Annotated in this window: 26 protein-coding genes; 3 read left to right on the plus strand and 23 right to left on the minus strand. The window is 66.7% G+C overall.

Annotation, left to right across the window (positions count from 1 at the left end; genetic code table 11):
* Positions 1-13 precede the first annotated feature (13 nt).
* Both nusA and rimP read right to left on the minus strand, forming a co-directional pair.
* Positions 14-1,633 (minus strand): transcription termination factor NusA, encoded by a 1,620-nt coding sequence (nusA, locus tag GR328_RS10395; protein ID WP_160884462.1) that lies wholly within the window; start codon positions 1,631-1,633, stop codon positions 14-16.
* 12 nt (positions 1,634-1,645) lie between these two features.
* Entirely contained in the window at positions 1,646-2,269 is a 624-nt protein-coding gene (gene rimP, locus GR328_RS10400; RefSeq protein WP_160884463.1) for a ribosome maturation factor RimP, read from the minus strand.
* Positions 2,270-2,512: 243 nt separating this feature from the next.
* Here rimP and GR328_RS10405 point away from each other — a divergent pair, with 243 nt between their 5' ends.
* The 3 genes from GR328_RS10405 to GR328_RS10415 are packed head-to-tail and all read left to right on the plus strand — an operon-like array spanning position 2,513 to position 5,461.
* The gene (locus tag GR328_RS10405; protein WP_425487029.1) at positions 2,513-3,511 is read left to right on the plus strand and encodes an efflux RND transporter periplasmic adaptor subunit; all 999 of its coding nucleotides are present in this window, start codon (positions 2,513-2,515) and stop codon (positions 3,509-3,511) included.
* Positions 3,512-3,515: 4 nt separating this feature from the next.
* Positions 3,516-4,763, plus strand: a complete 1,248-nt coding sequence (locus GR328_RS10410) for an ABC transporter permease (protein WP_160884464.1) — start codon at positions 3,516-3,518, stop codon at positions 4,761-4,763.
* Positions 4,760-5,461, plus strand: coding sequence for an ABC transporter ATP-binding protein (locus GR328_RS10415; RefSeq protein WP_160884465.1), 702 nt, complete (start codon positions 4,760-4,762; stop codon positions 5,459-5,461). Before GR328_RS10410 ends, GR328_RS10415 begins: the two co-directional genes overlap by 4 nt.
* Before the next feature lie 6 nt (positions 5,462-5,467).
* On the opposite strand, the gene trmB is transcribed toward GR328_RS10415, so the two are convergent.
* The 21 genes from trmB to GR328_RS10520 form a co-directional block, all read right to left on the minus strand.
* The gene (gene trmB / locus GR328_RS10420) at positions 5,468-6,151 is read right to left on the minus strand and encodes a tRNA (guanine(46)-N(7))-methyltransferase TrmB (protein WP_160884466.1); all 684 of its coding nucleotides are present in this window, start codon (positions 6,149-6,151) and stop codon (positions 5,468-5,470) included.
* A gap of 5 nt (positions 6,152-6,156) precedes the next feature.
* Entirely contained in the window at positions 6,157-7,332 is a 1,176-nt protein-coding gene (gene metK / locus GR328_RS10425) for a methionine adenosyltransferase (RefSeq protein WP_160884467.1), read from the minus strand.
* A 106-nt stretch (positions 7,333-7,438) separates the two neighbouring features.
* Positions 7,439-7,852 (minus strand): helix-turn-helix domain-containing protein, encoded by a 414-nt coding sequence (locus GR328_RS10430; RefSeq protein WP_160884468.1) that lies wholly within the window; start codon positions 7,850-7,852, stop codon positions 7,439-7,441.
* A gap of 50 nt (positions 7,853-7,902) precedes the next feature.
* Positions 7,903-9,516, minus strand: a complete 1,614-nt coding sequence (lnt, locus tag GR328_RS10435) for an apolipoprotein N-acyltransferase (RefSeq protein ID WP_160884469.1) — start codon at positions 9,514-9,516, stop codon at positions 7,903-7,905.
* Complete coding sequence (locus GR328_RS10440; RefSeq protein WP_160884470.1) at positions 9,513-10,544, minus strand: hemolysin family protein; 1,032 nt, start codon at positions 10,542-10,544, stop codon at positions 9,513-9,515. The genes lnt and GR328_RS10440 overlap by 4 nt, the downstream gene beginning before the upstream one ends.
* Before the next feature lie 32 nt (positions 10,545-10,576).
* A complete protein-coding gene (gene ybeY, locus GR328_RS10445) occupies positions 10,577-11,035 on the minus strand; it encodes an rRNA maturation RNase YbeY (protein WP_160884646.1) in 459 nt (152 codons plus the stop codon).
* A 14-nt stretch (positions 11,036-11,049) separates the two neighbouring features.
* Positions 11,050-12,147: a PhoH family protein gene (locus tag GR328_RS10450; protein WP_160884471.1), complete on the minus strand. Its 1,098-nt coding sequence runs from the start codon at positions 12,145-12,147 to the stop codon at positions 11,050-11,052.
* 65 nt (positions 12,148-12,212) lie between these two features.
* Positions 12,213-13,571, minus strand: a complete 1,359-nt coding sequence (gene miaB / locus GR328_RS10455) for a tRNA (N6-isopentenyl adenosine(37)-C2)-methylthiotransferase MiaB (RefSeq protein ID WP_160884472.1) — start codon at positions 13,569-13,571, stop codon at positions 12,213-12,215.
* Positions 13,572-13,622: 51 nt separating this feature from the next.
* On the minus strand, positions 13,623-14,255 hold the full coding sequence (locus GR328_RS10460) for a glutathione S-transferase family protein (protein WP_343039347.1): 633 nt from the start codon (positions 14,253-14,255) through the stop codon (positions 13,623-13,625).
* 219 nt (positions 14,256-14,474) lie between these two features.
* Entirely contained in the window at positions 14,475-15,242 is a 768-nt protein-coding gene (olsA, locus tag GR328_RS10465; RefSeq protein ID WP_160884473.1) for a lyso-ornithine lipid O-acyltransferase, read from the minus strand.
* Entirely contained in the window at positions 15,239-15,613 is a 375-nt protein-coding gene (locus GR328_RS10470) for a Fur family transcriptional regulator (protein WP_160884647.1), read from the minus strand. Before GR328_RS10470 ends, olsA begins: the two co-directional genes overlap by 4 nt.
* Positions 15,614-15,871: 258 nt before the next feature.
* A complete protein-coding gene (rimI, locus tag GR328_RS10475; RefSeq protein WP_160884474.1) occupies positions 15,872-16,357 on the minus strand; it encodes a ribosomal protein S18-alanine N-acetyltransferase in 486 nt (161 codons plus the stop codon).
* On the minus strand, positions 16,354-17,037 hold the full coding sequence (gene tsaB / locus GR328_RS10480) for a tRNA (adenosine(37)-N6)-threonylcarbamoyltransferase complex dimerization subunit type 1 TsaB (protein WP_160884475.1): 684 nt from the start codon (positions 17,035-17,037) through the stop codon (positions 16,354-16,356). The genes rimI and tsaB overlap by 4 nt, the downstream gene beginning before the upstream one ends.
* A gap of 244 nt (positions 17,038-17,281) precedes the next feature.
* Positions 17,282-17,605: a hypothetical protein gene (locus GR328_RS10485; RefSeq protein ID WP_160884648.1), complete on the minus strand. Its 324-nt coding sequence runs from the start codon at positions 17,603-17,605 to the stop codon at positions 17,282-17,284.
* 143 nt (positions 17,606-17,748) lie between these two features.
* Entirely contained in the window at positions 17,749-18,339 is a 591-nt protein-coding gene (locus tag GR328_RS10490) for a malonic semialdehyde reductase (RefSeq protein WP_160884476.1), read from the minus strand.
* A gap of 68 nt (positions 18,340-18,407) precedes the next feature.
* Positions 18,408-18,968, minus strand: coding sequence for a NifU family protein (locus GR328_RS10495; RefSeq protein ID WP_160884477.1), 561 nt, complete (start codon positions 18,966-18,968; stop codon positions 18,408-18,410).
* A 166-nt stretch (positions 18,969-19,134) separates the two neighbouring features.
* Complete coding sequence (locus GR328_RS10500; RefSeq protein ID WP_160884478.1) at positions 19,135-19,632, minus strand: universal stress protein; 498 nt, start codon at positions 19,630-19,632, stop codon at positions 19,135-19,137.
* A gap of 211 nt (positions 19,633-19,843) precedes the next feature.
* On the minus strand, positions 19,844-20,884 hold the full coding sequence (trpS, locus tag GR328_RS10505) for a tryptophan--tRNA ligase (protein WP_160884479.1): 1,041 nt from the start codon (positions 20,882-20,884) through the stop codon (positions 19,844-19,846).
* A gap of 101 nt (positions 20,885-20,985) precedes the next feature.
* Positions 20,986-22,500: a murein biosynthesis integral membrane protein MurJ gene (murJ, locus tag GR328_RS10510; protein ID WP_160884480.1), complete on the minus strand. Its 1,515-nt coding sequence runs from the start codon at positions 22,498-22,500 to the stop codon at positions 20,986-20,988.
* Positions 22,501-22,710: 210 nt separating this feature from the next.
* Positions 22,711-23,337 (minus strand): thioredoxin domain-containing protein, encoded by a 627-nt coding sequence (locus GR328_RS10515; protein WP_160884481.1) that lies wholly within the window; start codon positions 23,335-23,337, stop codon positions 22,711-22,713.
* A gap of 107 nt (positions 23,338-23,444) precedes the next feature.
* Positions 23,445-25,208 (minus strand): chloride channel protein, encoded by a 1,764-nt coding sequence (locus tag GR328_RS10520; RefSeq protein WP_160884482.1) that lies wholly within the window; start codon positions 25,206-25,208, stop codon positions 23,445-23,447.
* Between the last annotated feature and the right edge of the window lie 119 nt (positions 25,209-25,327).

Below are 25,327 nucleotides of genomic sequence, written 5' to 3' on the forward strand. Positions count from 1 at the left end.
TCCCATCGCCGTTCTAGGACGGCTGAGCCTCGGTCTCGGCCTCGTCGGCCGATCCCTCGGTCTCTACGGTTTCTTCTGGCTGTTCGATCCAGCCGGCTTTCACGCGGGCGGCCATGATCATGGCCTCAGCCTCCGTGCGGGACACGTCGAAGCCGTCGAGCGCACCCTTGTAACGGGTCGCGTCGGCGCCCTTGCCCTCAGTCCAGCCGACGAGATCGTCGGTTGCGCAGCCGGCCAGGTCCTCGACATTCTTGATGTCGTTCTCGCCGAAGGCCACCAGCATGGCGGAGGTGACGCCGTCGATGTCCTTCAGCTCGTCCGAGACACCCAGCTCCTTGCGGCGCGCCTCGTTCTCGGCCTCGATGCGGGCGATGTAGTCCCGGGCGCGGTTCTGGATCTCAGCGGCGGTGTCCTCGTCGAAGCCCTCAATGGAGGCGACTTCGGCGGGATCCACATAGGCGATTTCATCCACCGAACGGAAGCCTTCCGATGCGAGCAGCTGGCCCACCACCTCATCCACGTCCAGTGCATTCATGAACAGGTCCGTGCGCTCGGCGAATTCCTTCTGACGGCGCTCGGATTCCTCGGCCTCCGTGAGAATGTCGATATCCCAGCCGGTGAGCTGCGAGGCCAGGCGCACGTTCTGGCCGCGGCGGCCAATGGCCAGCGAGAGCTGATCGTCGGGCACCACCACCTCGATGCGGTCGGCCTCCTCGTCGAGCACAACCTTCACCACTTCGGCGGGCTGGAGCGCGTTGACGATGAAGGTCGCCTGATCGGGGGACCACGGAATGATGTCGATCTTCTCGCCCTGGAGCTCGCCGACGACCGCCTGGACGCGGGAACCGCGCATGCCTACGCAGGCGCCGACCGGGTCTATGGACGAATCACGCGAGGTCACGGCGATCTTGGCGCGGGAGCCCGGGTCGCGGGCCACCGCCTGCACGGTGACGATGCCGTCATAGATCTCCGGCACTTCCGAGGCGAAGAGCTTGGCCATGAACTGCGGATGCGTGCGGGACAGGAAGATCTGCGGCCCGCGCGTCTCGCGACGCACGTCGAAGAGATAGGCGCGGATGCGGTCGCCCGGACGGAACGTTTCGCGGGGGATCAGCTCGTCGCGGCGGATGATCGCCTCGCCACGGCCGAGATCGACGATCACGTTGCCGTACTCGACGCGCTTGACCGCGCCGTTCACGATCTCGCCGATGCGGTCCTTGTATTCCTGGTACTGGCGGTCGCGCTCGGCGTCGCGCACCTTCTGCACGATCACCTGCTTGGCGGACTGTGCCGCGATGCGGCCAAAATCGAAGGGCGGCAGGGTATCGGCGATCACGTCGCCCACCTGGGCGGCCGGGTTGTGGCGGGCGCGGGCTTCCGAGAGGGTGATTTCTCGGGAATCGTTCTCCATTGCCCCGTCCTCGACCACCAGGAGGTGGCGCGACAGGCGCAGCTCGCCGGTCTTCGGATTGATATCAGCATGGATGTCGGTTTCCGCTCCGTAGCGTGAGCGGGCAGCCTTCGCGATGGCGTCCGCCATGGCGTCCAGCACGATCTGCTTGTCGATCACCTTCTCGCGCGCGACCGCATCGGCGATCTGCAGAAGCTCAAGCCTGTTGGCGCTCACAGCCATCGAGGTCACTCCTTAATTCTGTTTCTTGTTGGACGGGCTGCGCGGTTCGGGCGCCTCCACCACGTCCGTGTCGTCATCCAGATCGTCCGTGGTCGGCGCGGTGCCCCTGCGCAGCGACTCACGGATCAGGTCGTCCGTTAGGACGAGATGCGCCTCGCCCAGATCGGTAAGGGTTAAGCGCGCGATAGGCTCCAGACCCTCTTTCACGTCCGGAAGCTCGACCACGAGCTTGCCGTCCTCGATGCCCCGGATGAAGCCCCGGAAACGTTTGCGGCCATCCACCGGCACGGCCATCTCGATCTTCACCTCATAGCCGGTCCAGCGCTCGAAATCGCTGACGCGCACCAGGGGGCGGTCGATCCCCGGCGAGGAGATTTCGAGATAATAAGCGCGATCGATGGGATCTTCGAGGTCCAAAACCGGCGAAATCGCGCGGCTCACGGTTTCGCAATCGTCCACCGACATGGTGCCGTCCGGCCGCTCCGCCATGATCTGCACGGTGCAGCCATTCGTGCCGGTGACCTTCACCCGCACGAGGTTGAAGCCCAGATCCTCGATCACGGGCTCTACGATGGCGGCCACCCGGGCGGCGACGCCGTTCTCCGTAATCAGCCGCTTGTCGCGTTCGTTCGTCATGGCTCTCCGAAGCCCCGGCGTTTAAGCAATAAAAAAGAGCGGACCCGGCGGGGCCCACTCCCGACTGGCAGCTTGACGCTGCAACCAGAGCTGACACCCGCAGATATACCGATTCATGCCGAAAAAGGCAAGGGTCCTGCGAAGGGGGCTCTCCTGCGAATCCCCGCCCTCCGTCACGAACACCACGGGATCGCGGCCGCAATGAGGCTATGCTAGAGGAACCTGTTCCTTGGAGGGCCGACCGTGAAGATTTCCCGCGTGCTCCTCGTCCTCGTGCTGCTTGCGGCGGCGGGGGGAGCCTACTGGCGCATCGGCAGGCCGCCGGAGGTCGCCACCGTCGCGCCCATGCGCGGCGATGCGGCGGAGATCGTCTACGCTACGGGGGTCGTGGAGCCGCGCACCTGGGCCAAGGTCACGCCGCTCCTGCGGGAGCGGATCGTCGAGCTGTGCAACTGCGAGGGAGAGGCGGTGGAGAAGGGCGCCGTGCTTGCCCGCCTCGACGACAGGCAGGCGCAGGCGAGCCTCTCCGAGCTGCGCGCGCGCCAGAGATTTCTGAGAGCCGACTACGAACGGGTCGCCACCCTGGTCGAGCGCCGGGTCGCCAGCGAGCAGGCTCTCGACCGAGCACGCAGTGAGCTGAGCCAGATCGAGGCGCTCATCGCCGGTCAGGAGACCAGGCTCGAAACCTACGTCCTGCGGGCACCCGTAAGCGGCGTCGTCCTGCGCCAGGACGGGGAGGTGGGCGAGGTCGCCGAACCGGGTACGGTCCTGTTCTGGGTGGGCGAGCCGCGGCCCCTGCTGGTGGAGGCGGATGTGAACGAGGAGGACATCCCGCGCGTGGCCATGGGCCAGCGCGCCGTTCTCAAGGCCGATGCCTTTCCGGACCGCATCCTGGAGGCGAGGGTCGATTCCATCACCCCGAAGGGCGACCCGGTGGCCAAGACGTATCGGGTCCGTCTCGCCTTGCCGGAGGACACGCCCCTCCTCATCGGCATGACCGTGGAGGTGAACGTGATCGTGCAGGTTTCCGCCAACGCGCTTCTCGTGCCGACGAGCGCCCTGCGCGGCGCTTCTCTCTTCGTCGTGGAGGACGGCGTCGCCCGAAGGCGGGACGTGACGGTCGGCATCCGCGGAGCGCGTAACACTCAGATCCTCTCCGGCCTCGACGAAACGGCGCGCGTGCTCGCGCCGTTTCCGGAGGATATCGCCGAGGGGGCGGCGGTGCGGGAAAGGGGAGGCTGAGGCGATGCGTCTCATCCTGGAGCTCGCCCTGATCCACATCGCCGGGCGTGGCCGCCAGACCATGGTGGCCATTCTCGGCGTGGCGCTTGGCGTGGGATTCTCCATCGCCATGGCGGCCCTCATGCAGGGCACGGAGAAGGACTTCATCGCGCAGCTCGTGGACACCATGCCCCATGTGCAGATCTCGGACGAGCGCCGCACGCCACGCCGCCAGCCGGCGGAGGAGCTGTTCCCCGCCGTTCAGTTCGAAGGCCTGAGGCCGAAGGAGGACCGGCGCGGCATCCTCAATCCCGCCGCCGCCTTCGCGTCCCTGCAATCCTGGGTGCCGGGGCGCATGGCGCAGGGCCTCCGGACACAGGGTGTCGTCCGGTATGCAGGGCGCGACGTCGGTGTCTCCATTGTCGGCATCGAGCCGGAGATCGAGGCGACCGTCTCGTCTGTGGCCGGCGACTTCGTTCAAGGGAGCTTCGATGCGCTGCAGGCGGGGGGCAACAACATCGTCGTCGGCGACACATTGGCACAGCGGCTCGGCGCATCCATGGGCACGACGATCCAGCTCGTTTCGCCGACGGGTCAGTCCCGCGGCTTCAAGATCGTCGGGCAGTTCCATACGGGCAACAACGCGCGGGACGAGAGCGAAACCTATGTGCTTCTCAAGAACGCGCAGATCCTCTCCGAGCGGCCGAACGCCATCAACGACATCCGCCTGCGCCTCGACGATCCCGAAGCGGCTCCGCGCGTGGCGCGGCAGGTCGAGGCGGAGCTCGGCTACAAGGCCGTACCCTGGCAGGAGGCGAACGAATCGCTGCTCGAGGCGCTCGTGGTGCGCAATGTGGTGATGTACACGGTGGTCGGCGCGATCCTGCTGGTCGCAGGCTTCGGCATCTACAACATCATCTCCACCATCACCCACGAGAAGGCGCGCGACATCGCCATTCTGAAATCGCTCGGCTTCACTCAAGCAAACATGCGCCGCCTGTTTCTCATCGAGGGCCTGGCGCTCGGCATGGCGGGTTCCGCCGTCGGCTGGCTGATCGGGTTTCTGTTGTGCTTCGCGCTCTCGCAGGTGGAGTTCAAGCTCTCCGGCGCGGGCGTCGGCCGCGAGCTGACGCGTCTGCCGCTCTTCTGGTCGCTGTGGCACTATGCGATCGCCTCGGGCTTCGCCCTCGTCTCGGCGGGCGTGGCGGGTTATCTGCCGGCGCGGCAGGCCGCGCGGCTCAATCCCGTCGACATCATCCGGGGGGCCACATGAACGCGCTGATCGAAGCCGACCATCTCACCCGCATTCTTCCCGCCATCGTACCCGTGACGCTGGTGCGCGACGTGTCGCTCACCGTCGGCGAGCGGGAATTCGTGGCGATCACCGGCCCGTCCGGCTCCGGCAAGTCGTCGCTGCTCTATCTGCTCGGGCTGCTCGACCGCCCGACCAGCGGCACGTTGAAAATCGCGGGACAGGACACCTCGCAGCTCGATGATGACACGCTCGCGCGATTGCGGCTCGAAAGCCTCGGCTTCGTGTTCCAGTTCCACTTCCTGCTGCCGGAATTCAGCGTGCTGAAGAACGTGGAACTGCCGATGCGCAAGGCGGGACGCCTCCCGGCCTCGCAGATGCGCGACCGCGCGGCGGGGCTTCTGGAGGATCTCGGCCTCGCGGGCCATCTCGACAAAACGCCCGATCAGCTCTCGGGCGGACAGCGCCAGCGTGTGGCGGTCGCGCGCGCGCTCGCCAACGATCCGCATGTGGTGCTGGCCGACGAGCCTACGGGCAGCCTCGACAGCAAGAGTTCCGATCAGGTCTTCACCATCCTGCGGGATCTCGTGAGGAAGCGCGGCAAGACAGTGGTTGCCGTCACGCACGACATGGAGATCGCCGCGCGTGCTGACCGGCGCATCCATCTCGTCGACGGCAAGGTGGTGAGCGACGAGCGGGTGGCTCAGGCGAGGGCGTGACCGGCGTCAGACACGCACGAAGGTGAGATAGCTCGGGACGCGGCCTTCGCGGATGGCCTTCGCTTCGTAGCGGGTGCCGGGCCAGCCCTCGTAGGGCGTGCGCCAATCGTCGGCGCGCGCCGCCGTCCACCGGAAACGATCGGAGCGCAAGACCCGTGCCAGCACCCAACCGATGTAGTCGTCGATATCGCTGGCGAAGCGCAGCTCCGCGCCGGGCTTCATCACGCCGGCCAGCATGTCCAGCATCTCGTCCGAGACGAGGCGGCGCTTCCGCTGCCGGCGCTTCGGCCACGGATCGGGATAGAGGATGTACACCCTGTCGAAGCACGCGTCGGGCAGAGTCGGCAGCAGCTTGGTGACGTCGTCGTCCCAGACACGGATGTTGTCGAGCTTTTCATGATCGATGGCGGCCAGCAGTTTCGCCATGCCGTTCACGAAGGGCTCGCAGCCGATGAAGTTGATGTCCCGGTGGGCGCGGGCCTGGGCCGCGAGATGCTCGCCGCCGCCGAACCCGATCTCGAGCCAGGTCTCCCGCGCCCGGCTGTTCGGGAACAGGCCCGCGGGGTCGCCGCCCGGGATCACGCGGATCGCGGGCAGCAGGTTCTGGATCAGATCGTCCTGACCGGAGCGAAGCTTTTTGCCTTTCCGGCGCCCGAAGAAGGCGCCGGCGCGATGGGGTGCTTCGCTCATCGGGATCAGAAAGCCGCCTTCAGGGCGTCGACGAGGTCGGTGCGCTCCCAGGAGAAGCCGCCGTCCGCGTCAGGCTTGCGGCCGAAATGTCCATAAGCCGAGGTGCGCGCATAGATCGGCCTGTTGAGGCCGAGATGCGTGCGGATGCCGCGCGGGGAGAGATCCATGACCTCCATGAGCACGGCCTCGAGCTTGTCCTCGGCGATCTTGCCGGTCTCGTGCAGGTCCACGTAGATCGACAGGGGCTTGGCCACACCGATGGCATAGGCGACCTGGAGGGTGCAGCGCTCGGCGAGGCCGGCGGCGACCACGTTCTTGGCAAGATAGCGGGCCGCGTAGGCGGCCGAGCGGTCCACCTTGGTCGGGTCCTTGCCGGAGAAGGCGCCGCCTCCGTGCGGGGCCGCGCCGCCATAGGTGTCCACGATGATCTTGCGGCCGGTGACGCCGCAATCGCCGTCGGGCCCACCGATCACGAACTTGCCGGTGGGGTTCACGTGCCAGACGGTCTGGGGGGAAATCCAGCCCTCGGGCAAGGTCTGGCGGATCGTGGGCTCCACGATGGCGCGCACCTCCTCGGACGTGAGGCTCTCGTCGAGGTGCTGGGTGGACAGGACGATCTGGGTAGCCTCGACCGGCCTGCCGTTCTCATAGCGGACCGTGACCTGGCTCTTGGAATCGGGGCCGAGCTTGGCGGCGTCGCCCTGCTTCGCCTTTCGGGCGGCGGTGAGGTTCTCGAGGATCTTGTGGGCGTAGTAGATCGGCGCCGGCATCAGCTCGGGCGTCTCGCTGCAGGCATAGCCGAACATGATGCCCTGGTCGCCCGCACCCTCGTCCTTGTTGCCGGAGGCGTCGACACCCTGCGCGATGTGCGCTGACTGGGCGTGCAGGTAGACGTCGATCTCCGCGTTCTTCCAGTGGAAGCCTTCCTGCTCGTAGCCGATGTCCCTGATGGCGTCGCGGGCGAGCTCGATCACCTTGTCCTTGGTGATCGAAGCAGGCCCGCGAACCTCGCCGGCGATGACGACGCGGTTGGTGGTCGCCAGGGTCTCGCAGGCCACGCGCGCTTCGGGCTCGGCCGCCAGATACGCATCGACGACGGTATCGGAGATCCGGTCGCAGACCTTGTCCGGATGCCCTTCGGACACCGATTCGCTGGTGAAAAGATAGCTTGACCGCCGCACGATGGGATTCCTTTGAGGCAAATGCAAAAGCTGCGCCTACGGACAATGGCAGGCGTGTTTGCTGGTCATGCCTCACAGCACAGGAAAGGTCAAGCGAACGCGTTCTTTATGCCGAACGTTCCTTCTCTTCCTGGGCGGCTAGGGACGCCACGAGCTGAACGATGCTCTTGCGGACCTTGGGGCTCTTGATCTCCGTGAAGGTCCGGATGAGCTGGAGACCCTCCGGCGTGGACATCACGTCGGCGATGTAAGGAGAGGTTTCCTCTTCCGCGAAACCGGACCCGGCCTTTCCGCTCTTGATGCCGTCAAAGAAGAAGTGGATGTCGACGCCCAAGATCTTCGCAATATCGACCAGGCGGCCTACGCTGATCCGGTTCAGCCCCTTTTCGTATTTCTGAACCTGCTGAAAGGTAAGGCCAAGCATTTCGCCGAGCTTTTCCTGGCTCATGCCAATCGAGATGCGCCGCATGCGGACGCGCGTACCGATTTCCTTATCGATTGAGCTGGTCGACTTCTTCATAGCCCCACGCTTTCATGCCAAAGCTGACGGAACGTCGGATCCAACTTGTCTTATAAAGATGTGGCTCTTTGTTTTCGACGTACAGCCAAGGCCATTAAGCAGATGGTGAGCAGCGCCGTCAAAGAAAAGCTTCTTGTTTCCGGGGAATGTATAGCTTCTAGTGCAACCGGGAGTCTCGTGTCCAAGATGCCTTCAACCCCAAGTGGAAGGCTGTCCACAATCCGGCCGTAAGGGTCGACGACGGCTGAAATTCCCGTGTTGGCGGCTCTCACCAGTGGGAGGCCTTCCTCTACGGCACGCAGGCGGGCCTGAGCGAAGTGCTGGTACGGCCCGGTCGTCTGCCCGAACCAGCCGTCGTTGGTGACATTAAGGATCAGGCTCGGGCGCGGGCCGTCGCCTTCGGGCAGGACCTCTCCGGGGAAGATGGCCTCGTAACAGATCGTGGCGGCAACCGGCGGCAGGCCCGGAACCGGGAGGGCCTCGCGCCTCTCGCTGGGCTCGAAACCACCCGGAATATGCACGAACTGGCGCAGGCCCGCTGCGCGGATCAGGGCATCCAGCAACCTCGGCACGTATTCACCGAAGGGCACGAGGTGAACCTTGTCGTAGGAGCCGAGGATGGTGCCGCGGTCGTCGATGACCTGAATGGCGTTGTAGAACCTGCCGGCAGTCTCATCCGGCAGCGGCTCGTCCATGCGGGCGGCGCCGGTGATCAGTACGGAGCCCGGCTCCAGCAGGCCTCCGATTTGGGCGAGCGAAGCCGGATCGCGGTGCAGCAGGAACGGGAAGGCGGATTCCGGCCAGATGATATGGGTGGCGTCCGCATGGGTCCGGCCGTCGCGACCGGGGCTGGCGCTCAGGGTCAGGTAGCGCCTCATGATCGCGTCGCGGTTGCGCGGATTGAACTTGGCGTCCTGCGCCAGATTGGGCTGCATGATGCGAAGGCGCACGTTTTCCACCGTCGCGACGGGCGCGGCGGGAATGCGCCAGACCCCGAAGGCTCCGAGTGCGACGAGAGCCGCCGCCCCGAGGGCGGGCATCGTCCAGCGTTCCCGGGGCGTTCCGCCCGTCAGGACCAGGGCCGGAGAGGCGCCGATCGCGAGGGCGAGAAAGCACAGGCCATAGAGGCCGAGGAACGAAGCGCTCTGCATGAGCCAGAGGTTCTGGCCGAGCGCCATGCCGGGATTGTTCCACGGAAAGCCGGTGAAGAGATGGCCGCGCAAGATCTCGCTCGCCGTGAGCGCGAAGGTAAAGGCGAAAATGCGCGAGGCGTCGGGGAGCCAGAGCAGGCGGGCGAGCGCGAAGCCGAAGGCCGTGAAGAAGGCCAGCAGAGCCGGAAGGCCGAGGACGCCGAAGGGCAGGGCCCAGGCGAACTGATCCGCTTCCACCAGGAAGGCCGCGCCGAGCCACCAGAGTCCGGCCACGAAATAGCCGAAGCCCCAGAACCAGCCGATGAGCGCGGCCGATCCGAGGGAGGCCCGGAGCGAGAGGCCGCTCTTGGCGGTCCCGTCGATCAGCCAGATGGCGGGGGAGAGCGAGAGGACGAGCGCCGGCAGGAAGCCGAAGGGCGGCATGGCCAGCGCGCCCAGGGCGCCCGCAGCAAGGCCCAGAAGCGAGCGGCGCCATCCCCGGGCGAGGATGACGCGATCGGCCAGAGGGATCATTCCGCGGCTGCATTTTCAGGGCGCGGAGCGGCGTTCGCGGGCTCTCCGATCACCGCTTCGGGCGCAACATGCCGGAGGATGCGCAGGCGCTTCACCCGGCGGGGGTCGGCATCGAGCACCTCGAATTCCAGTCCCCTCGGGCCTTCAATGACCTCGCTGCGCGAGGGCACGCGGCCGGCCAGCGTCACGATGAAGCCGCCGATCGTGTCGATGTCCTCGGCTCCTTCCTCCTCCGAGAGATCGACGCCGAGGGTCTCCGTCACCTCGTCGAGGCTGGCGCGGGCATCGGCGATGTAGGTGCCGTCCGCCGCCTGGGAGATGGTGACGTCCTCCTCCTCGTCGTGCTCGTCCTCGATGTCGCCCACCACCATCTCCACGAGGTCCTCGATGGAGACGAGGCCGTCCGTGCCGCCGTATTCGTCGATCACGAGGGCCATGTGGGTGCGGGTCGCCTGCATGCGCACCAGCAGGTCGATGGCGGGCATGGAACGCGGCACGAAGAGCACGGGGCGCAGGATGTTGGCTTCGGCCAAGGTCATGGACAGGTCGATCTGACCGAGGCTCGGCGGGGGCGTGTCGTCGCCCGCGCCTCCCTCGGTGGCGTTGCCGTCGGCCCGCATGGCGATGAAGTCGAGGAAGTCCCGGATATGGACCATGCCCTTCGGGTCGTCGAGTGTCTCGCCGTAGACCGGAAGCCGGGAATGGCCGGCTGTGCGGAAGAGGCTCAGGAGTTCGCCGAGATTGGTGCCGGAGGCCACGGCCACGATGTCGGCGCGGGGCACCATCACGTCCTCCACCCGAATCCGGTGGAAGGAGAGCACGTTCTTGAGCATCGCCCTCTCTTGGGGCGAGAAGTCCGTGTCCTTGATGGAGGATTCCTCGAGGGCGTCCTCGAGATCGTGGCGGATGGAATCGCGGGGCTTGAACCCTAAGCGGACGAGAACGCGCTCATACCAATGTTCTCGTGGGATTTCATCGTCCGAGAGAGATCGGACAGGACGGTCGTTACGACTTCGATCTTCGTTCATATCAATGTGAGTTTCAGCTCAACGTTTTGCGTCTACGCTGCCATATCGCGATAGGGGTCGGCGATTCCAAGACTGGCAAGCGCCTTCACCTCGAGAGCCTCCATGATCTCCGCCTCCTCCTCGACTTCGTGATCGTAGCCGAGAAGATGCAGAACGCCATGGACGATCAAATGGGCGAAATGATGCGCGAGCTCCTTGGATTCCTCCTCGGATTCACGCACCAGCGTCTCGTAAGCTAAAGCAATATCGCCCAAATGGCGAGGCCCTGCCGCGCCCGGCTGTTCGGGCGCGGGGAAGGAGAGCACGTTGGTCGGCTTGTCCTTCCCCCTCCAGGTGCGGTTCAGTTCGCGGATATGGGCATCGTCGGTGAGCATCACGCTCGCCTCGAACTCCCCCTCGGCCTCGTCCGTGACGGCAAGCGCCGCCTCGGCCGCTGTACGGGCGAGCGCCTCCACGTCCGGGATCCTCTCCCAGCCGCCCTCCTCGCTCATGATGTCGAGCTCGATCACGGCCTTACGTTCCGTTCGCGGAAGGACGGTTGCTCCTGCGGCGGCGCCTCGCGGGCGGCGGTGTCGTAGGCCGCCACGATGCGGCGCACGAGGTCGTGGCGCACCACGTCCGCCTCCTTGAAGGACACGCGGGAGATGCCCTCGACGCCCTGCAGGATCCGCACGGCCTCCACCAGGCCCGATTTCTGCCCCGGAGGAAGGTCGATCTGCGTCGGGTCCCCGGTGATGATCATGCGCGAGCCCTCGCCGAGGCGCGTCAGGAACATCTTCATCTGCATCGAGGTGGTGTTCTGCGCCTCGTCCAGCAGCACCAGGGAGTTGGTGAGCGTGCGCCCGCGCATGAAGGCGAGGGGCGCGATCTCGATCATGCCGGTCTGGAGGCCACGGTCCACATGGCGCGCCTCCATGAAGTCGTAGAGGGCGTCATAGATCGGGCGGAGATAGGGGTCGACCTTCTCGCGCATGTCGCCGGGCAGGAAACCCAGGCGCTCGCCCGCCTCGACGGCGGGGCGCGAGATGATGAGCCGGTCCACCTGCCCCGCTTCCAGGAGCGAGACGGCATAGCCCACGGCCAGCCAGGTCTTGCCCGTGCCGGCGGGGCCTTCGGCGAAGACGAGTTCGTTCTGCTTGAGCGCCTTGATATAGGTGTTCTGCGCCGCGTTGCGGGCGCGCACGGGGCCGCGCTTGCGGGTGGCGATGTGGTCGAAGGCGGTCAGACCGGGGGCGGGTGCCTCCTCCGGGGAGAAGAGGGAGCCCTGCAGGGTGGCCTCCTCGATGGTGCCGTCCACGTCGCCGGGGCTCAGGGGAGCGCCCTGGCGGGCCCGGTCGTAGAGTCCTTCCAGGACGCGCCGCGCCATCTCGGACGCTTCCGGCGTACCCTTCACCGTCACCCGGTTGCCGTTGGCGATGGCGGCCACGTTCAGCCGCCGCTCCAGATGGGCGAGGTTCTGGTCGTACTGTCCGAAAACAAGGCTGGCGAGGCGGTTGTCGTCGAAGGTGAGGATGATTTCGGCCTCTTCCTCGACGCCAGGATGCGGGGTGCTGGGGGATCTGCCCTTTTGCGCTTGTGCGGTCGCATTGTCCGCTGGCCTCAAATGCCTCTCCTCTGAATTCGACGGCAGGATCGCCGCGAAAGTAACTCCCGTGGACGGAGAAGGTGTCAGGCCGCGGCCTGATCGCCGGACCGCACCACCTCTCCGAACAGGCTGTTCGAGCCTGCCCTCGTGATCCGCACCGTCACGACGTCCCCGATCCCGTGGCTGTCCGTCTCGATCTGGACGGCCTGAAGATAGGGCGACTTGCCGGCCATCTGGCCTGGGTGACGACCCGGCTTCTCCAAGAGAACGTCTAGAGTCTGACCAACGGTTCCGTGATTGAAAGCCTGTCTTTGCGTTTCCAACAGGTTTTGGAGGCGCGCCAGCCGCTCGGCCTTCACGGCCTCGGGAACCTGGGTCTCGATCTCCGCCGCCGGCGTGCCGGGGCGGGGACTGTACTTGAACGAGAAGGAGCTCGCGAAGCCCACATCGGCGATCAGCCGCATCGTGTCCTCGAATTCCGCATCGGTCTCGCCGGGGAAGCCCACGATGAAGTCGGAGGACAGGGCCAGATTCGGCTGTGCCTCGCGGATGCGCGCGATCAGGCGGCGGTACTCGTCGCCCGTATGCTTGCGGTTCATGGCATCGAGGATTCGGTCGGAGCCCGACTGCACGGGCAGGTGCAGATAGGGCATGAGGGCGGGCAGATCGCGGTGGGCCGCGATCAGCTCGTCGTCCATGTCGCGCGGATGGCTCGTGGTGTAGCGGAGCCGGGCGATCCCCGGGATTTCGGCCAGGCGATGCAGCAGGCGCCCGAGCGACCAGACGGAGCCGTCCGGGCCCTCGCCGTGATAGGCGTTCACGTTCTGGCCGATGAGCGTGAGCTCGCGCACGCCGGCATCGGCAAGACGCAGCGCTTCGTCGAGGATCTTGGAAACGGGGCGGGAGACTTCCGCGCCGCGGGTATAGGGTACCACGCAGAAGGTGCAGAACTTGTCGCAACCCTCCTGGATGGTGAGAAAGGCGGACACGCCCCGGTTCCGGATCGCGGCCTTCGAGGGCCTGGGGAGGTGGTCGAACTTGTCCTCGATGGGGAACTCGGTGTCGACCACGCGCTCCGTGCGCGCCTTCGCGAGGAGCTGCGGAAGATTGTGGTAGTTCTGCGGGCCCACCACCACGTCCACGGCGGGCGCCCGGCGCAGGATCTCCTTGCCCTCGGCCTGGGCGACGCAGCCCGCCACCACGATCTTGGTCTCCTGGCCCTGGCCCTGGCGCTCCTTCTTGAGCTCGCGCACGCGGCCCAGCTCCGAATAGACCTTCTCGGCGGCCTTCTCGCGAATATGGCAGGTGTTGAGGATGACGAGATCCGCCTCCTCCATGGCTCCGGTCTCGGAATAGCCTTCCGACGCCAGCATGTCCGCCATGCGCTCGGCGTCATAGACGTTCATCTGGCAGCCATAGGATTTGACGAACACTTTTTTCACGAGATCGGCCTGTCTGCTTGCGGTGCGGGCGGTCAACAATCGAGGGCCCTTTTAAGCCCTTTGGGCCTCGATGAGAATAGCGGCTGTTTGGCTCAATCCCGGTAGGCGCCTTCCACGGGCGCGGAGAGCTCCCGGTCCGCGTCGGCGATCGCGGCCGCAACCCGGGCGAAGGCGGGCCGTTCGATCGATCTGCCGTACCAGACGGCGAGGGCGGGAAACGGCTTCAAGGACGGACCGCCCAGGCGTCGGGCATCGTGTACCGCCATGAGCGGAGATGTCGGCCGCGGAGAACGCGCCGCACGGGAAGGGCTTTCCCGCAAGCTCGTCCTCCAGCTTGCCGAAATGGTCGGCGATGACGGGCTCGGCGCCCTTGGCCCTTGCCTCGTTCTCGATCCAGCGGGCCTCGTCCTTCGGCCGCGGTTCCGTCCGGCGCATCAGGGCCCGCAGGGGCGCCAGCATCACTTCGTCGGCGGAGACGTCGATCAGACGGCAGCGCGCGCGCTCTTCCGGCCGTTCCGGACAGGGAGCGGGGGAGGGGTAGGCATCCTCCAGATATTCAAGGATCGCCGTGGAGTCGTAGAGCGCGAGGCCGTCATCGACGAGGACCGGAACCTGACCCTTCGGATCGGCGGCCAGCACGGCCGGATCCTTCGGGCTGTCACCTCGGGTCTGGCTGAAAGGCACCTGGATGCGCTCGAAGGAGAGCCCCCTTTTCGTGAAGGACGATTTCCACTTTGCGCGAGAAGAGGCTCAAAGCGCCGGAATAAAGCTGCATCGTCGATCCTTCGGAGGGGTCTCACCGGCAGGGACAATGCTCCTGCATCGAACCGGGGGAAAACGAGAAATCCTTGCGCCTCGACCAAGAAAGGCTCTGGGAAGACTCCCGGCCGGGGATCGCCCGGCTCAGCCCGCCTTCAGCGCCCGCCTCACCGCGCTCTCGGCGGCGGCGGTGGCCTGCTTGCGGTTGCCGTTGAAGGGGATCGGCTCGCCCCAGGTCACCACCACGTCGATGGGATGCCCCTTCACGAAGAGCATGAGATGGGGAGCGAGATCCATGTCGCCGTACCAGGCGATGAAGGGACGGTCGCGCCGGGTCACGGGCAGGCCGTTGCGGCGGATGTAGGAAACGGCGAGCGGCTGCAGAAACACCTGTTCGACGCTGTCGTGCGAGAGAGCGGCCTGGGCCGCGCCGACGAGGGAGGAGCGGAAGGGCAGGAGCCGGTTGCCGTCGCTCGTGGTTCCCTCCGCGAACAGCACGATCACCTCGCCCTTCACGAGGCGATGGGCGAGGGCGTCGTTCACCTCGGCGGTGGCCTTCCGGCGCTGGCGGTCGATGAAGACGGAGCGCTGGAGCTTGGCGAACAGGCCGACGACGGGCCAGCTTTCGACCTCGGATTTCGCGATGAACGAGAGCGGATGCACCGAACCGATGACGGGGATGTCGAGCCAGGAGACGTGATTGGCGACGACGAGGGTCGGCGCGTCGCCCGGCGGCGTCCCCTTCTCGATCACGCGCACGTTGAAGAGCCTGAGCAGGATGCGGTGGAACAGGACCGGCAGGTGGTGAACGAGGTTCCAGCCGAAGCGGAGCCCCAGCATCTGCAGCGGAACGAGCACGAGGCTGCACAGCACGAGGACGAGGAGCCTCAGGGCGACGGCGAGCTTCGTCACGCGTCGTCCTTGTCGAGAGGAACCGCATAGAGCTCGAGGCGGTGATAGACCACCCTGTAGCCGAGGCGCCTGGCGATCTCGGTCTGCAGCGCCTCGATCTCTTCCGAGCGGAACTCGATCACGTCGCCCGTCTCGAGGTTGATGAGGTGATCGTGGTGCTCGCGCGCCGCCTGCTCGTAGCGGGACCGGCCGTCGCGGAAATCGAGCCGCTCCAGAATGCCTTCCGTCTCGAAGAGCTTCACGGTGCGGTAGACGGTGGAGAGCGAAATGCGGTCGTCCACCTCGGCGGCGCGCCGGTGCAGCTCCACCACGTCCGGGTGATCGGCGGCATCGTCGAGAATCTGCGCGATGATCTTCCGTTGGCCCGTCATGCGCAGGCCCTTGTCGCGGCAGGCGCGCTCGATCAGGCCGGGGCGGCGGGATTTTCCGGTGCTGGTGGTCCGTGCTGACAAGGCCTGCAACTCACTCCTGGAGCCTGGGACCGGAGTGGGATCCCGCTTCCGGGGCCGATCCGATGCTCACGTCTTTCGTAGGGCATCGTCCGGGCGCAAGGACCGGATCGCCGATACGGATCTCCGGTTCCGCACGATGCGCTAGGCGATGCTTATAAGGGACTTGCCGGGGAGGGGCTATAGCTCACGCGCCATGGTGAGCGCCGCGGCCCTGCCGCCGTCCGGCTTCTGATAATAGCCCTGCCGCCGTCCGGTTTCCCTGAAGCCGAAGCGGCGGTAGAGGGCGATGGCGGGCTGGTTGTCCTCCTCCACCTCCAGGTGGACCGTGCGGACGCCCCGGCGGGAGAGCTCGTCCAGATGCCGTTCGAGGAGGGGGATCGAGAGCCCCTTGCCGCGGGCCTCCGGCGCGACGGCGACGGTGAGGATCTCCGCCTCGTCGAGCACCGTGCGCGAGAGCACGAAGCCTACGGGCCTCGTGGCCGTCCCCAGGAAGATCCCGTCCCCGACCACGCCGCGCTCGCCCAGCAGCCGCTCGAATTCCAGGGTGCTCCAGGGCCGCGCGAAGGAGGCCGCGTGGATCGCCGCCATCCGGGAGGCGGCGTCGGAGCTCAGGGGATCGATGCGGGGACCGCCCGGCTTCTTGAAGAGATCGAAGAGGCTCATTGGCGTGCGATGCGCGCGCCATCCTGAGGCTTGGCGTCCGGATCGCGGAGATAGAGGGGCTTGGGCAGAGCCTGATTCGGGTCGGCGATGGCGCCGAGGCGCGCCACCCAGGCGATGTCGGGCGCCTGCGGCATGTCGGTCACGTGAGCCTCCACGCCCTGCATGCGCGCCTCCGCCGCGAGCGCCGCGGCCGCCGAGCCGCTGATCAGCAGGGGGCCGGAGCCGAGCACGCGGACCGCATCGCGATATGTCATGAGGCTCGGCGGGATGATGGTGCGTCCGCCCGGGGCGATGGCCTGGATGTAGATGTGCCCGTGCTTGGCATCGAGGGCGGCGGTGAACAGACCGCGCCGTTCCTTGACCATGAGCGGGGCGAGAAAGGCGGAGAGGGTGGCCACGCCGACGACGGGGATTCCGGCGGCGAGCCCAATTCCGCGGGCGGCCGAGATGCCGACCCGCAGGCCCGTATAGCTGCCCGGTCCCACGGTCACGGCCACCCGGTCTAGGCTCTCGAAGCCGCCTTCCACCTGGGCCACCACCCGGTCGATCAGCGGCAGCAGGGCTTCCGCGTGACCGCGCTCCATGGGCAGGGATTCAGCCGTCAGCGGCTCGGCGTCACCCGCCTGCCAGATGCAGGCGGAACAGGCGCCGAGCGCCGTATCGATGGCAAGAACGCGCAACGTTCGTCTCCGTATGATCGTGACCTCTCTTTAGCGCATCGTGCGGAAAAGTGGATCCGGATTTCCGCTTCGAACGAAGCTCTCTTCAATGAGTGGAGCATCGGATCGGACCCAGAGGTGCACAAGTCCGCTTCGGAGGCCGATGCTCTCGTCCCGCTCCGGAGGACGCTTTGAGGACGGTTCTCCCGCCCTGGAGCCCTTCCCGGCGGGTCCGTGTGGATCGTTCCCGGACCCGAGAGCGGCGTCAGCCCCTCAGGGCGATGCCGCCATAGCCCATGAGATCGGCGAAAAGCGCGGCGGCCACGCCGCAGGCGACGAGGACCAGCCCCGTAACGAAGATGCGGACCGAGCGATTGTACTTGGCGATCAGGAGAGAATCGACCGCCAGAAGATTGGCCAGGGCCTTGATCTGCAGCACGATCCCCAGGGTGATCGCGGAGACCGCGATCAGATCGGAGCGTTCCCAATCGCCGGGAAGGCCGGCCCACCGGCTCAAAAAACCCAGCGAGAAGCCCACCACAACTCCGATCGCCGTCAACGAGCCGTTGCGGAAGGTCGCGTCGATCATGGTGCGATCCGAAGCGGATTCGGGTGCCGGATCGATCCCGGTGGTAGGCAGTTTCTCGGTCACAGCATGCCGCTCATGGAGATCGGGAGCCGATTCTAGTCCAAATCGTCCCGAATGGCAGGATCCGACCCGGGCGGCTGCGCTCACTCGATCCGGCAGAATTCGTCGAAGGCGAAGCGCGGCGCGCGCGGGCGCAGCTTCTCGGGGATTCCGTAGCCGAGATTGATGAGGAAGTTGGACCTGGTCTTTCCGTCCGGGAAGAAGGCTTTGTCCACGCCCTCGCGGGAAAAGCCGCCCATGGGGCCGCAATCGATTCCGAGCGCGCGGGCCGCCATGATGAGATAGGCGCCCTGCAGGGTGGAGCCGTGAAGGGCCGTGTGCGCGATGGTTTCGGCGCTGCCCGTGAACCAGCTGCGCGCGTCCTTGCTGTGCGGAGCGAGGAAATCGAGCTTCTCGTAGAATTCCATGTCGTGCGCCACGATCACGGTGGCGGGCGCGCTCATGGTCTGGCGCACGTTGCCCTCGTCGAGGTGAGGCTTCAGCCTCTCCTTGGCGGCCTGGGAGACCACGAAGACGAAGCGTCCCGGGGAGGAATTGCCGTTGGTCGGGGCCATCTTGGCGAGATCGGCGATCCTGCGCAGGGTTTCGTCGGGGATCTTCCGGTCGTCCCACCACCGGTGGGTGCGCGCGTTGCGGAAGAGCTGGTCGAGGGCGGCGTCGGACAGGGGCGGCACGGCGGAACTCCAAAGAAAAAGCGCGGCGCAAGGGCCGCGCTGTTCATATGAGGGCTCCTGACATAGCGTCAAACCGCCTGGACCTCGCGCACGTCAGGCAGGAAGTGGCGCAGCAGATTCTGGATGCCGTGGCGCAGCGTGGCGGTCGAGGACGGGCAGCCGGAGCAGGCGCCCTTCATGACAAGATAGACCACCCCGTCCTTGAAGCCGCGAAATGTGATGTCGCCGCCGTCGCCCGCGACGGCCGGGCGGATGCGGGTCTCGAGGAGTTCCTTGATGGTCTCGACCGTGGAGGCGTCCTGCGGGTCGAAGAATTCCTCGCCGTCCTCTTCCGTCGCGCCGTAGCCGTTGGCGAAGAGCGGCGCGCCGGTCATGAAATGCTCCATGATCGCGCCGAGGATCGCCGGCTTCAGGTGCTGCCATTCGCCATCCGCCTTCGTGACGGTGATGAAGTCGTAGCCGAAGAAGACGCCCGTGACGCCCGGCACCGTGAAGAGGCGCTGGGCCAGGGGCGAGACCTCGCCCTGCGCGGGGGTCTTCGCCTCGAAGGTGCCTTCCGGCATCACGACGCGGCCGGGCAGGAACTTCAAGGTGGCGGGGTTGGGAGTGGCTTCGGTCTGGATGAACATCGCTTTTGGTCCTCTGACGCCGGTTCAAGGCCGGCCGAGCGGTGGGTTTAGAATCGTTCTAACAGGTTCCGTATTCAATGTGGATCGGGAAAGGGCCGATTCCAAGAGCGGAAAGGTGGTGCAGGCACCCGGATCTTTGCTACGTCTCGCGCGGGACGATCCTCGCTCAGCCCGCCAGGGCGTCGATTTCCTCATCCGTGAGGCTGCCTGGCACGATCACGATGGGAACCGGGAAGGTGGAGGCCGACTTGCCGGCAAGCGTGCTCACGAGAGGGCCGGGGCCCTCCTTGCTGCTGCCGGCCGCGAGCACGAGGAAGGAGACGTCCTCGTCCTCGCGAATCAGCTTGATGATCTCCTCCGAGCGGTTTCCGACCCGAATCACCTGCTCAGGCTCCACACCCGCGGCGTTGCGGGCCTCGCGGGAGGCCGCATCGAGGAGCTTGGCGGCCTCCGCGCTCGCCTCCTCGATCATGGCCTCGCCGACTCCGATCCATTCGAAGTTGTCCGGCGGGTCCACCACGGCGAGCATGAGCATGCTCGCGCCGGTGCGCGCGGCACGGCGCGAGGCGAAATGGACCGCTCTCGCGCATTCCGGGGTCTTGTCGACCACCACCATGAATTTGGGCCGGTGGCCCGATTCGTAGGATCGGCGCTGCCCGCTCATTGCCTGCTCTCCTGCAACGGCCCGCCCTGCTCCTGTGAACAGGCCGAGCGCAGCGATTTGATCTAGCGCATTGCCAGGGCCGGAAACAGGGGGCCGCGCCTGGTGCCCCCACGGCCAGTTCTCCTGCAGTTCCCTTGCCGAGAACCGGCCTCGTGCCCGTCGGGACGCTTCCTTTCGAAGGCGGGCCGTATCCGTACCGCCTGATGGGCCTTCAGCGGGCGCGAACAAAGCCCACGATGTCCTTCACCGCATCCATGGTCTGGGCGGCGATCACCCGGGCGCGATCGGAACCGTCGACCAGGATCGCGTCGATGTGGCCGGGATCGGCCATGAGGCGGCGCATCTCGCCGGCGATCGGAGCGAGTTTCGTCACCGCCACGTCCACCAGAGCCGCCTTGAAGCCGGAGAACTGCGAACCGCCGTGATCGCGCAGCACGTCTTCCGGCGTGGTGCCGGTGAGCGCCGCATAGATGGCCACAAGGTTCTCCGCCTCGGGGCGGCCTTTGAGGCCCTCGGCCTCGGAGGGCAGGGGCTCGGGGTCGGTCTTGGCCTTGCGGACCTTCTGGGCGATGGTGTCCGCGTCGTCCGTGAGATTGATGCGGGAATAGTCGGACGGGTCCGACTTCGACATCTTCTTCGAGCCGTCGCGGAGAGACATGACGCGGGTCGCCGGGCCCTGGATCATGGGCTCGGTGAGCGGGAAGAAGGCGTCCCCGTAGCCGTTCTCGGCGATGGAGGCGGCATAATCGTTGTTGAACTTCTGCGCCACGTCGCGGGTCAGTTCGAGGTGCTGCTTCTGGTCCTCGCCCACCGGCACGTGCGTGGCGCGGTAGACCAGGATGTCGGCGGCCATCAGGCTCGGATAGGCATAGAGGCCGAGCGAGGCGTTCTCGCGGTCCTTGCCGGCCTTTTCCTTGAACTGCGTCATGCGGTTCATCCAGCCGATGCGGGCCACGCAGTTGAAGATCCAGGCCAACTCCGCGTGCTGGTGCACCTGGCTCTGGTTGAAGATGATGCTCTTCTTCGGATCGAGGCCGGCGGCGAGATAGGCGGCCGTCACCTCGCGGATTTGGCGCTTCAGGTCGGCGGGGTCCTGCCAGACGGTGATGGCGTGCATGTCGACGACGCAATAGATGCATTCCATCGTCTTCTGGAGCTCGATCCAGCGGATCATCGCGCCAAGATAGTTTCCGAGATGCAGGTTGCCCGTCGGCTGCATGCCTGAGAAAACCAGCTCCTTGAACTGCGCCATCGTCTTGCACTCCCACGCGGAACCGGGTTGGACGCCGGCCGCGGCTTTCATTGTTTCAATCGGCGCGCGGTTATGACAGGGCTGCGCCACGATGCAAGCGTTTAGCGGAACGGGGGCACGTCGTCACGGGTCACTGCGCCGGTCAGCCATACCGCGAGGGCATAAACGGCAAGGCCCCCGAGGCAGAAGGCCGCGAGGGAAAGGCTGTCCATGGGAGCGAGAACCATCTGCGCCGCCCAGAGGCCCAGGCTCATGAGTCCCGTGGAAAGGACGATGCGCACCAGCCGCCCGAGGAAGCGGCGGTCGGGGCGCCACAATCCGGCCCGGGCCAGCAGCCAGACCATGGCGGCCGCATGGACGGCGCAGCCCAGGCTGATGGCGAGCGCGATCCCCGATATCCCCCAGAACGGCGCGAAAAGCGCCCCGCCGGCGGACGTCGCGAGGAGGCCGAGAACCGTGCCTGCGATCGTCATGCGAAGAGCGCCTCGGGCAAAGAGGGTCTGGCTCAGCACCTTGCCGGCGGTGGCGAAGGGGAGGCCCAGGCTCAAGGCTGCGAGCACCCGGGCCGTGCCCTCGGAATCGGCGGGCAGGAAAGCCCCGCGCTCGAAGAGAACCGTCGTGATGGGGAGACACAGGATCATGAGGGCGGCGCCCGCCGGGACGGCGAGCAGCAGCGCCATCTCCAGCGCCCTGTGCTGGGCCGAGACGATGGCCGCCGTCTCGCCTGCCCGATGGCGCCGGGCGAGTTCCGGCAGCAGCACGCTGGCGCCCAGGGCCGCCATGAGGCCGAGCGGCAGCTGCATCACCCGCTCGGCGTAGTAGAGCCAGGAGATGCCGGAGGGCCGGAAGGAGGCCACCTGCGTTCCCGCCAGCACGAACAGCTGCACCGCGCCGCTGGCGAAGAGGGCGGGAAAGCCCGCCAGCAGCAGGCTCTTCAGGCCCGCCGACCAGCGCGGCCAGCGAAAATGCACGAGCGCGTCTTTGCCGCGCCGCAGGGCGGCGAGCACCGCGAGAAGCTGGATCAAGCCGGCCACGCTCGATGCGGCCGAGAGCCATGCGGCCTTCGCATGGAGGGGAGGAGAAAAGGCGGTTTCCAGCACCGCGAGGGTCAGAATCAGGCCCCCGTTCACCGCGAGCGGCGCGAGCGCTGTCATCCCGTAGCGCCCGCGGATGTTGAGGATCGCGGCGGCGACGGAAGAGAGCGTCACCGACAGGACGACAGGAAAGGACAGGCGCGTGTAGAAGGCCACCAGCGCCAGCGTCCCGGCGTCATCCCGAAGGCCGGGCGCGAGGAGAAGCGCCACGAGGCCCGCGCCGATTTCGACGAGAGCCGTGAGCGCTAGGAGCGCCAGGGCAAAGGCGCCGATCACGTCGCCGGCCATCGCGGCGGCGTCCTTCCGGTCCGTGCGGCTCAGCTGCGGCACGAGGGCCGGATTGAGTCCGCCCTCTCCCACGATGCGGCGCACGAGGTTCGGCAGGCGAAAGGCCGTGAGGAACGCATCCGCCACCGGGCCCGCGCCCAGGGCCTGCGCGAACAGCATGTCCCGGACGAAGCCGAGAATGCGCGAGGCGATCGAGCCGAAGCCGACCAGAAGGGAGGAGCGGGCGAGCGACATGGGAATGTCGCGCTTAAACCCTTACGCGGAGTTTGTCTAAGGAGCAGATGGTCTGAGAGATGGTGCGGCCGTTGCTTGCCGGCCCCTTCCGGGGAGGAGGAACGACCGAGTGGGAAGAGGCCCGGCTTCTCTCCCCGCCCTCACCGGCGCACGCCCGGGCCGGGACGTCAGAGGATCGTCGCGTTCTCAGGAGGGGCGCAGCGCGCCGGCTCATCCCCTCGCGCGCGCAATCGCCTCGCGTTTCTGGGCCAGGGACATCCCGCCGACATAAGCTTCCGTAGCGATAAGGAAGGAAGGCGTGGCGATGAAGCCCAGCGAGTCGCCGATCTTGAAGGCGTCCGTCATCCATTGGGCGGTGCGGTCGGTATTGGCGATCTCTTCGACGCGCTTGAGGTCGCCGCCGAGACGCCCGATCTCCTTCAGCGCCCGCTCGCCGTCGACCGCGCCTGTGAGGCGGAAGAGCGCGAGGTGCAGCGGCAGGTAGCGCTCGGGCCCATAGACCTGAAGATAGGCGAGCGCCGCCTTCGTGGCCGTGACGGACGGGATGCCGAGCACGGCGAAATTCACGAGCACATAGGTGAGGTCGGGCTCCGCCTTCAGGAGCGCGGGCAGGTCGCTCGCCGACTTTCTGCACCAGGGACAGTTGTAGTCGAAATACTCGATCATGATCACGTCCCCGTGCCGGTGACCGAGCCTCACGGCCGACGGCAGAGCAAGCGTGTCCTCGACGAGTTCGATCGGCACCATCTGCGGCTCCGGCGCGGCCTGGGCGAAAGCCGGAAGGCCGGTGCCGGAAACGGCAAGACCGGCGAGAAGAGTACGGCGGGACAGGATCATGAAAAGGCTCTCGGAACAGGAGAGCCCCTGGTGCCGTCCGATCATGTCGGGAGCAAGGCCAAGCTCTCCGGGCTCATGCACTTGTGAAGGGGGAGCGGTCAGCGCGCTCACTTGCTGATGCCGAGATCCTCGCGCCGCTGCATGTCGAGAATGTTCGAGGCCAGAGCGAAGGCGTCGCGGGCGCGCACGACCCCGACCAGAGTGCGGTTGTCGGCCGGGTCCATCACGGCGATGGTGGCGCGGTCGTCGTTGCGGAAGATCTCGACAAGCTCGGCCAGATTGGTCTTGGGCGTCACCGCCGGGCTGGTTTCATAGATCAGGTCGGCCGCGACGATGGGCAGCCGGCCTTCCTCCTCTTCGATGGCCTCCACGAGGCGCGGATCGATCAGGCCGGCGAACGACCCGTCGTGCCGGTAGACGGCGGTGCCGCGGGCTCCGGCCGTGGAGACCGCGCGCAGGACGTCGTCCAGGTCCGCATTGGCGGCTACGGAACGCTTGGGTGGCCTGATGATGCCTGTGATCGGAGAGGCTGCAAGACGCGACACGTCGTGCCCGCCCTCGATGGCGAGGCCGCGCTGCTGGAAGCGCCAGGTCGCGAAGGAATAGCCGAACAGGCGATCCGTCAGGAACGAGGCCGCCACCGCGCCGATGGCGACGACGATGGCCGCGTCGTAATCGCCCGTGGTTTCGAGCACGAGAAAGATCATGGTCAGCGGGCTGCCGATGATGCTCGCGCCGACCGAAGCCATGCCGATCACGGCGCACAGGCCGGGGCTCACCGGCGGGATACCGGGAATGAGGGGCGCGATCCAGGCGATGCCTTGTCCGAGGAGCGCGCCCATCAGAAGCGACGCGCTGAAGAGGCCGCCCCGGAAACCGCTGCCGAGGCTTGCCGCCGAGGCGACGGTCTTCGCGCCGAGGAGCTCCAGCGCGTGACGTCCGGCGATGTCTCCGTTCACCGCATGCTCGACCGCCGCGTGGCCGCTGCCCAGCACGGCGGGAAATCGGATCGACAGGATTGTGAGAAGCAGACCTGCGGCGGCGCGGCGCACGGCGTGGTTCGGGAACAGGCGCTTGAACAGACGCTCGAGAATGGTCACGAGAAGCATGACGCCGATGCCGAGGAGGGCCGCGAGGAGGCCGATCACGAGGGCCAGCGGAAAATCTGACCAGAATGCTCTCGTTTCGAGCGGCAGGTCGAAAGGCTTCGCCTGTCCCGTCAGCAGCCACATGGTGATCACGGCGCAAATCGCGGCGAGCCCGATGGGGGCGAGGGTCCGCTTGGAATAGGTGCCGAGCACGAGCTCGTAGGCATAAAGCATGCCCGCGATGGGCGCCCGGTAGGCTGCCGCAATGGCAGCGGCCGAGCCCGCGCCCACCAGAACGCGCAGGTCCGAGCGTGGCCGCCCCAGGCGCCGTCCGAGACGACTCGCGAGCACCGCGCCGAGCTGGGTCACGGCAGCCTCGATTCCGACCGAGGCGCCGAACGATACGGAGGCGAGAATGGGAATGACGACGCCCACGGCATCGAACCAGCTCATGGTCCCGCCGCTGAGCGCATTGGCCTCCACCGCGTCGAGCGGTTCCCGGGTCTTCCAGCGGGAGAGCAGGCGGGACAGAACGGTGACGAGGATCGCGCTGCAGGTGAGGGCGAGCGCGATGCGCAGATGAGAGGCGTGATCGGGCAGCACGATCCGCCGTTCGGCAGCGAAGCCCAGGGTCGCGCGCTGTGCGAGGACGACGAAACTCTGGATCCCGGCGACGGCGACGCCCGTCAGGCAGCCGAGAGCCGCCGCCAGAGCGACGAGCCGAAACGAACCGGTGGGTTTGCGAAAACCAGGGATGGAGGAGAGCCGCGGTTCAGGACTCATTCGCAGGCCTTCGTCATGGGAGGAGGCTGTTCCGGGAACGCTCCCCATCGGAAAAAGTCGCAGCGCGACACGCGAAACGACAATGCCGCCCGGGAGCGGGCGGCATTGGAACGCGAGAC

The sequence above is a fragment of the Microvirga makkahensis genome, assembly GCF_009830105.1.
GTDB classification, from domain to species: Bacteria; Pseudomonadota; Alphaproteobacteria; order Rhizobiales; family Beijerinckiaceae; genus Microvirga; species Microvirga makkahensis.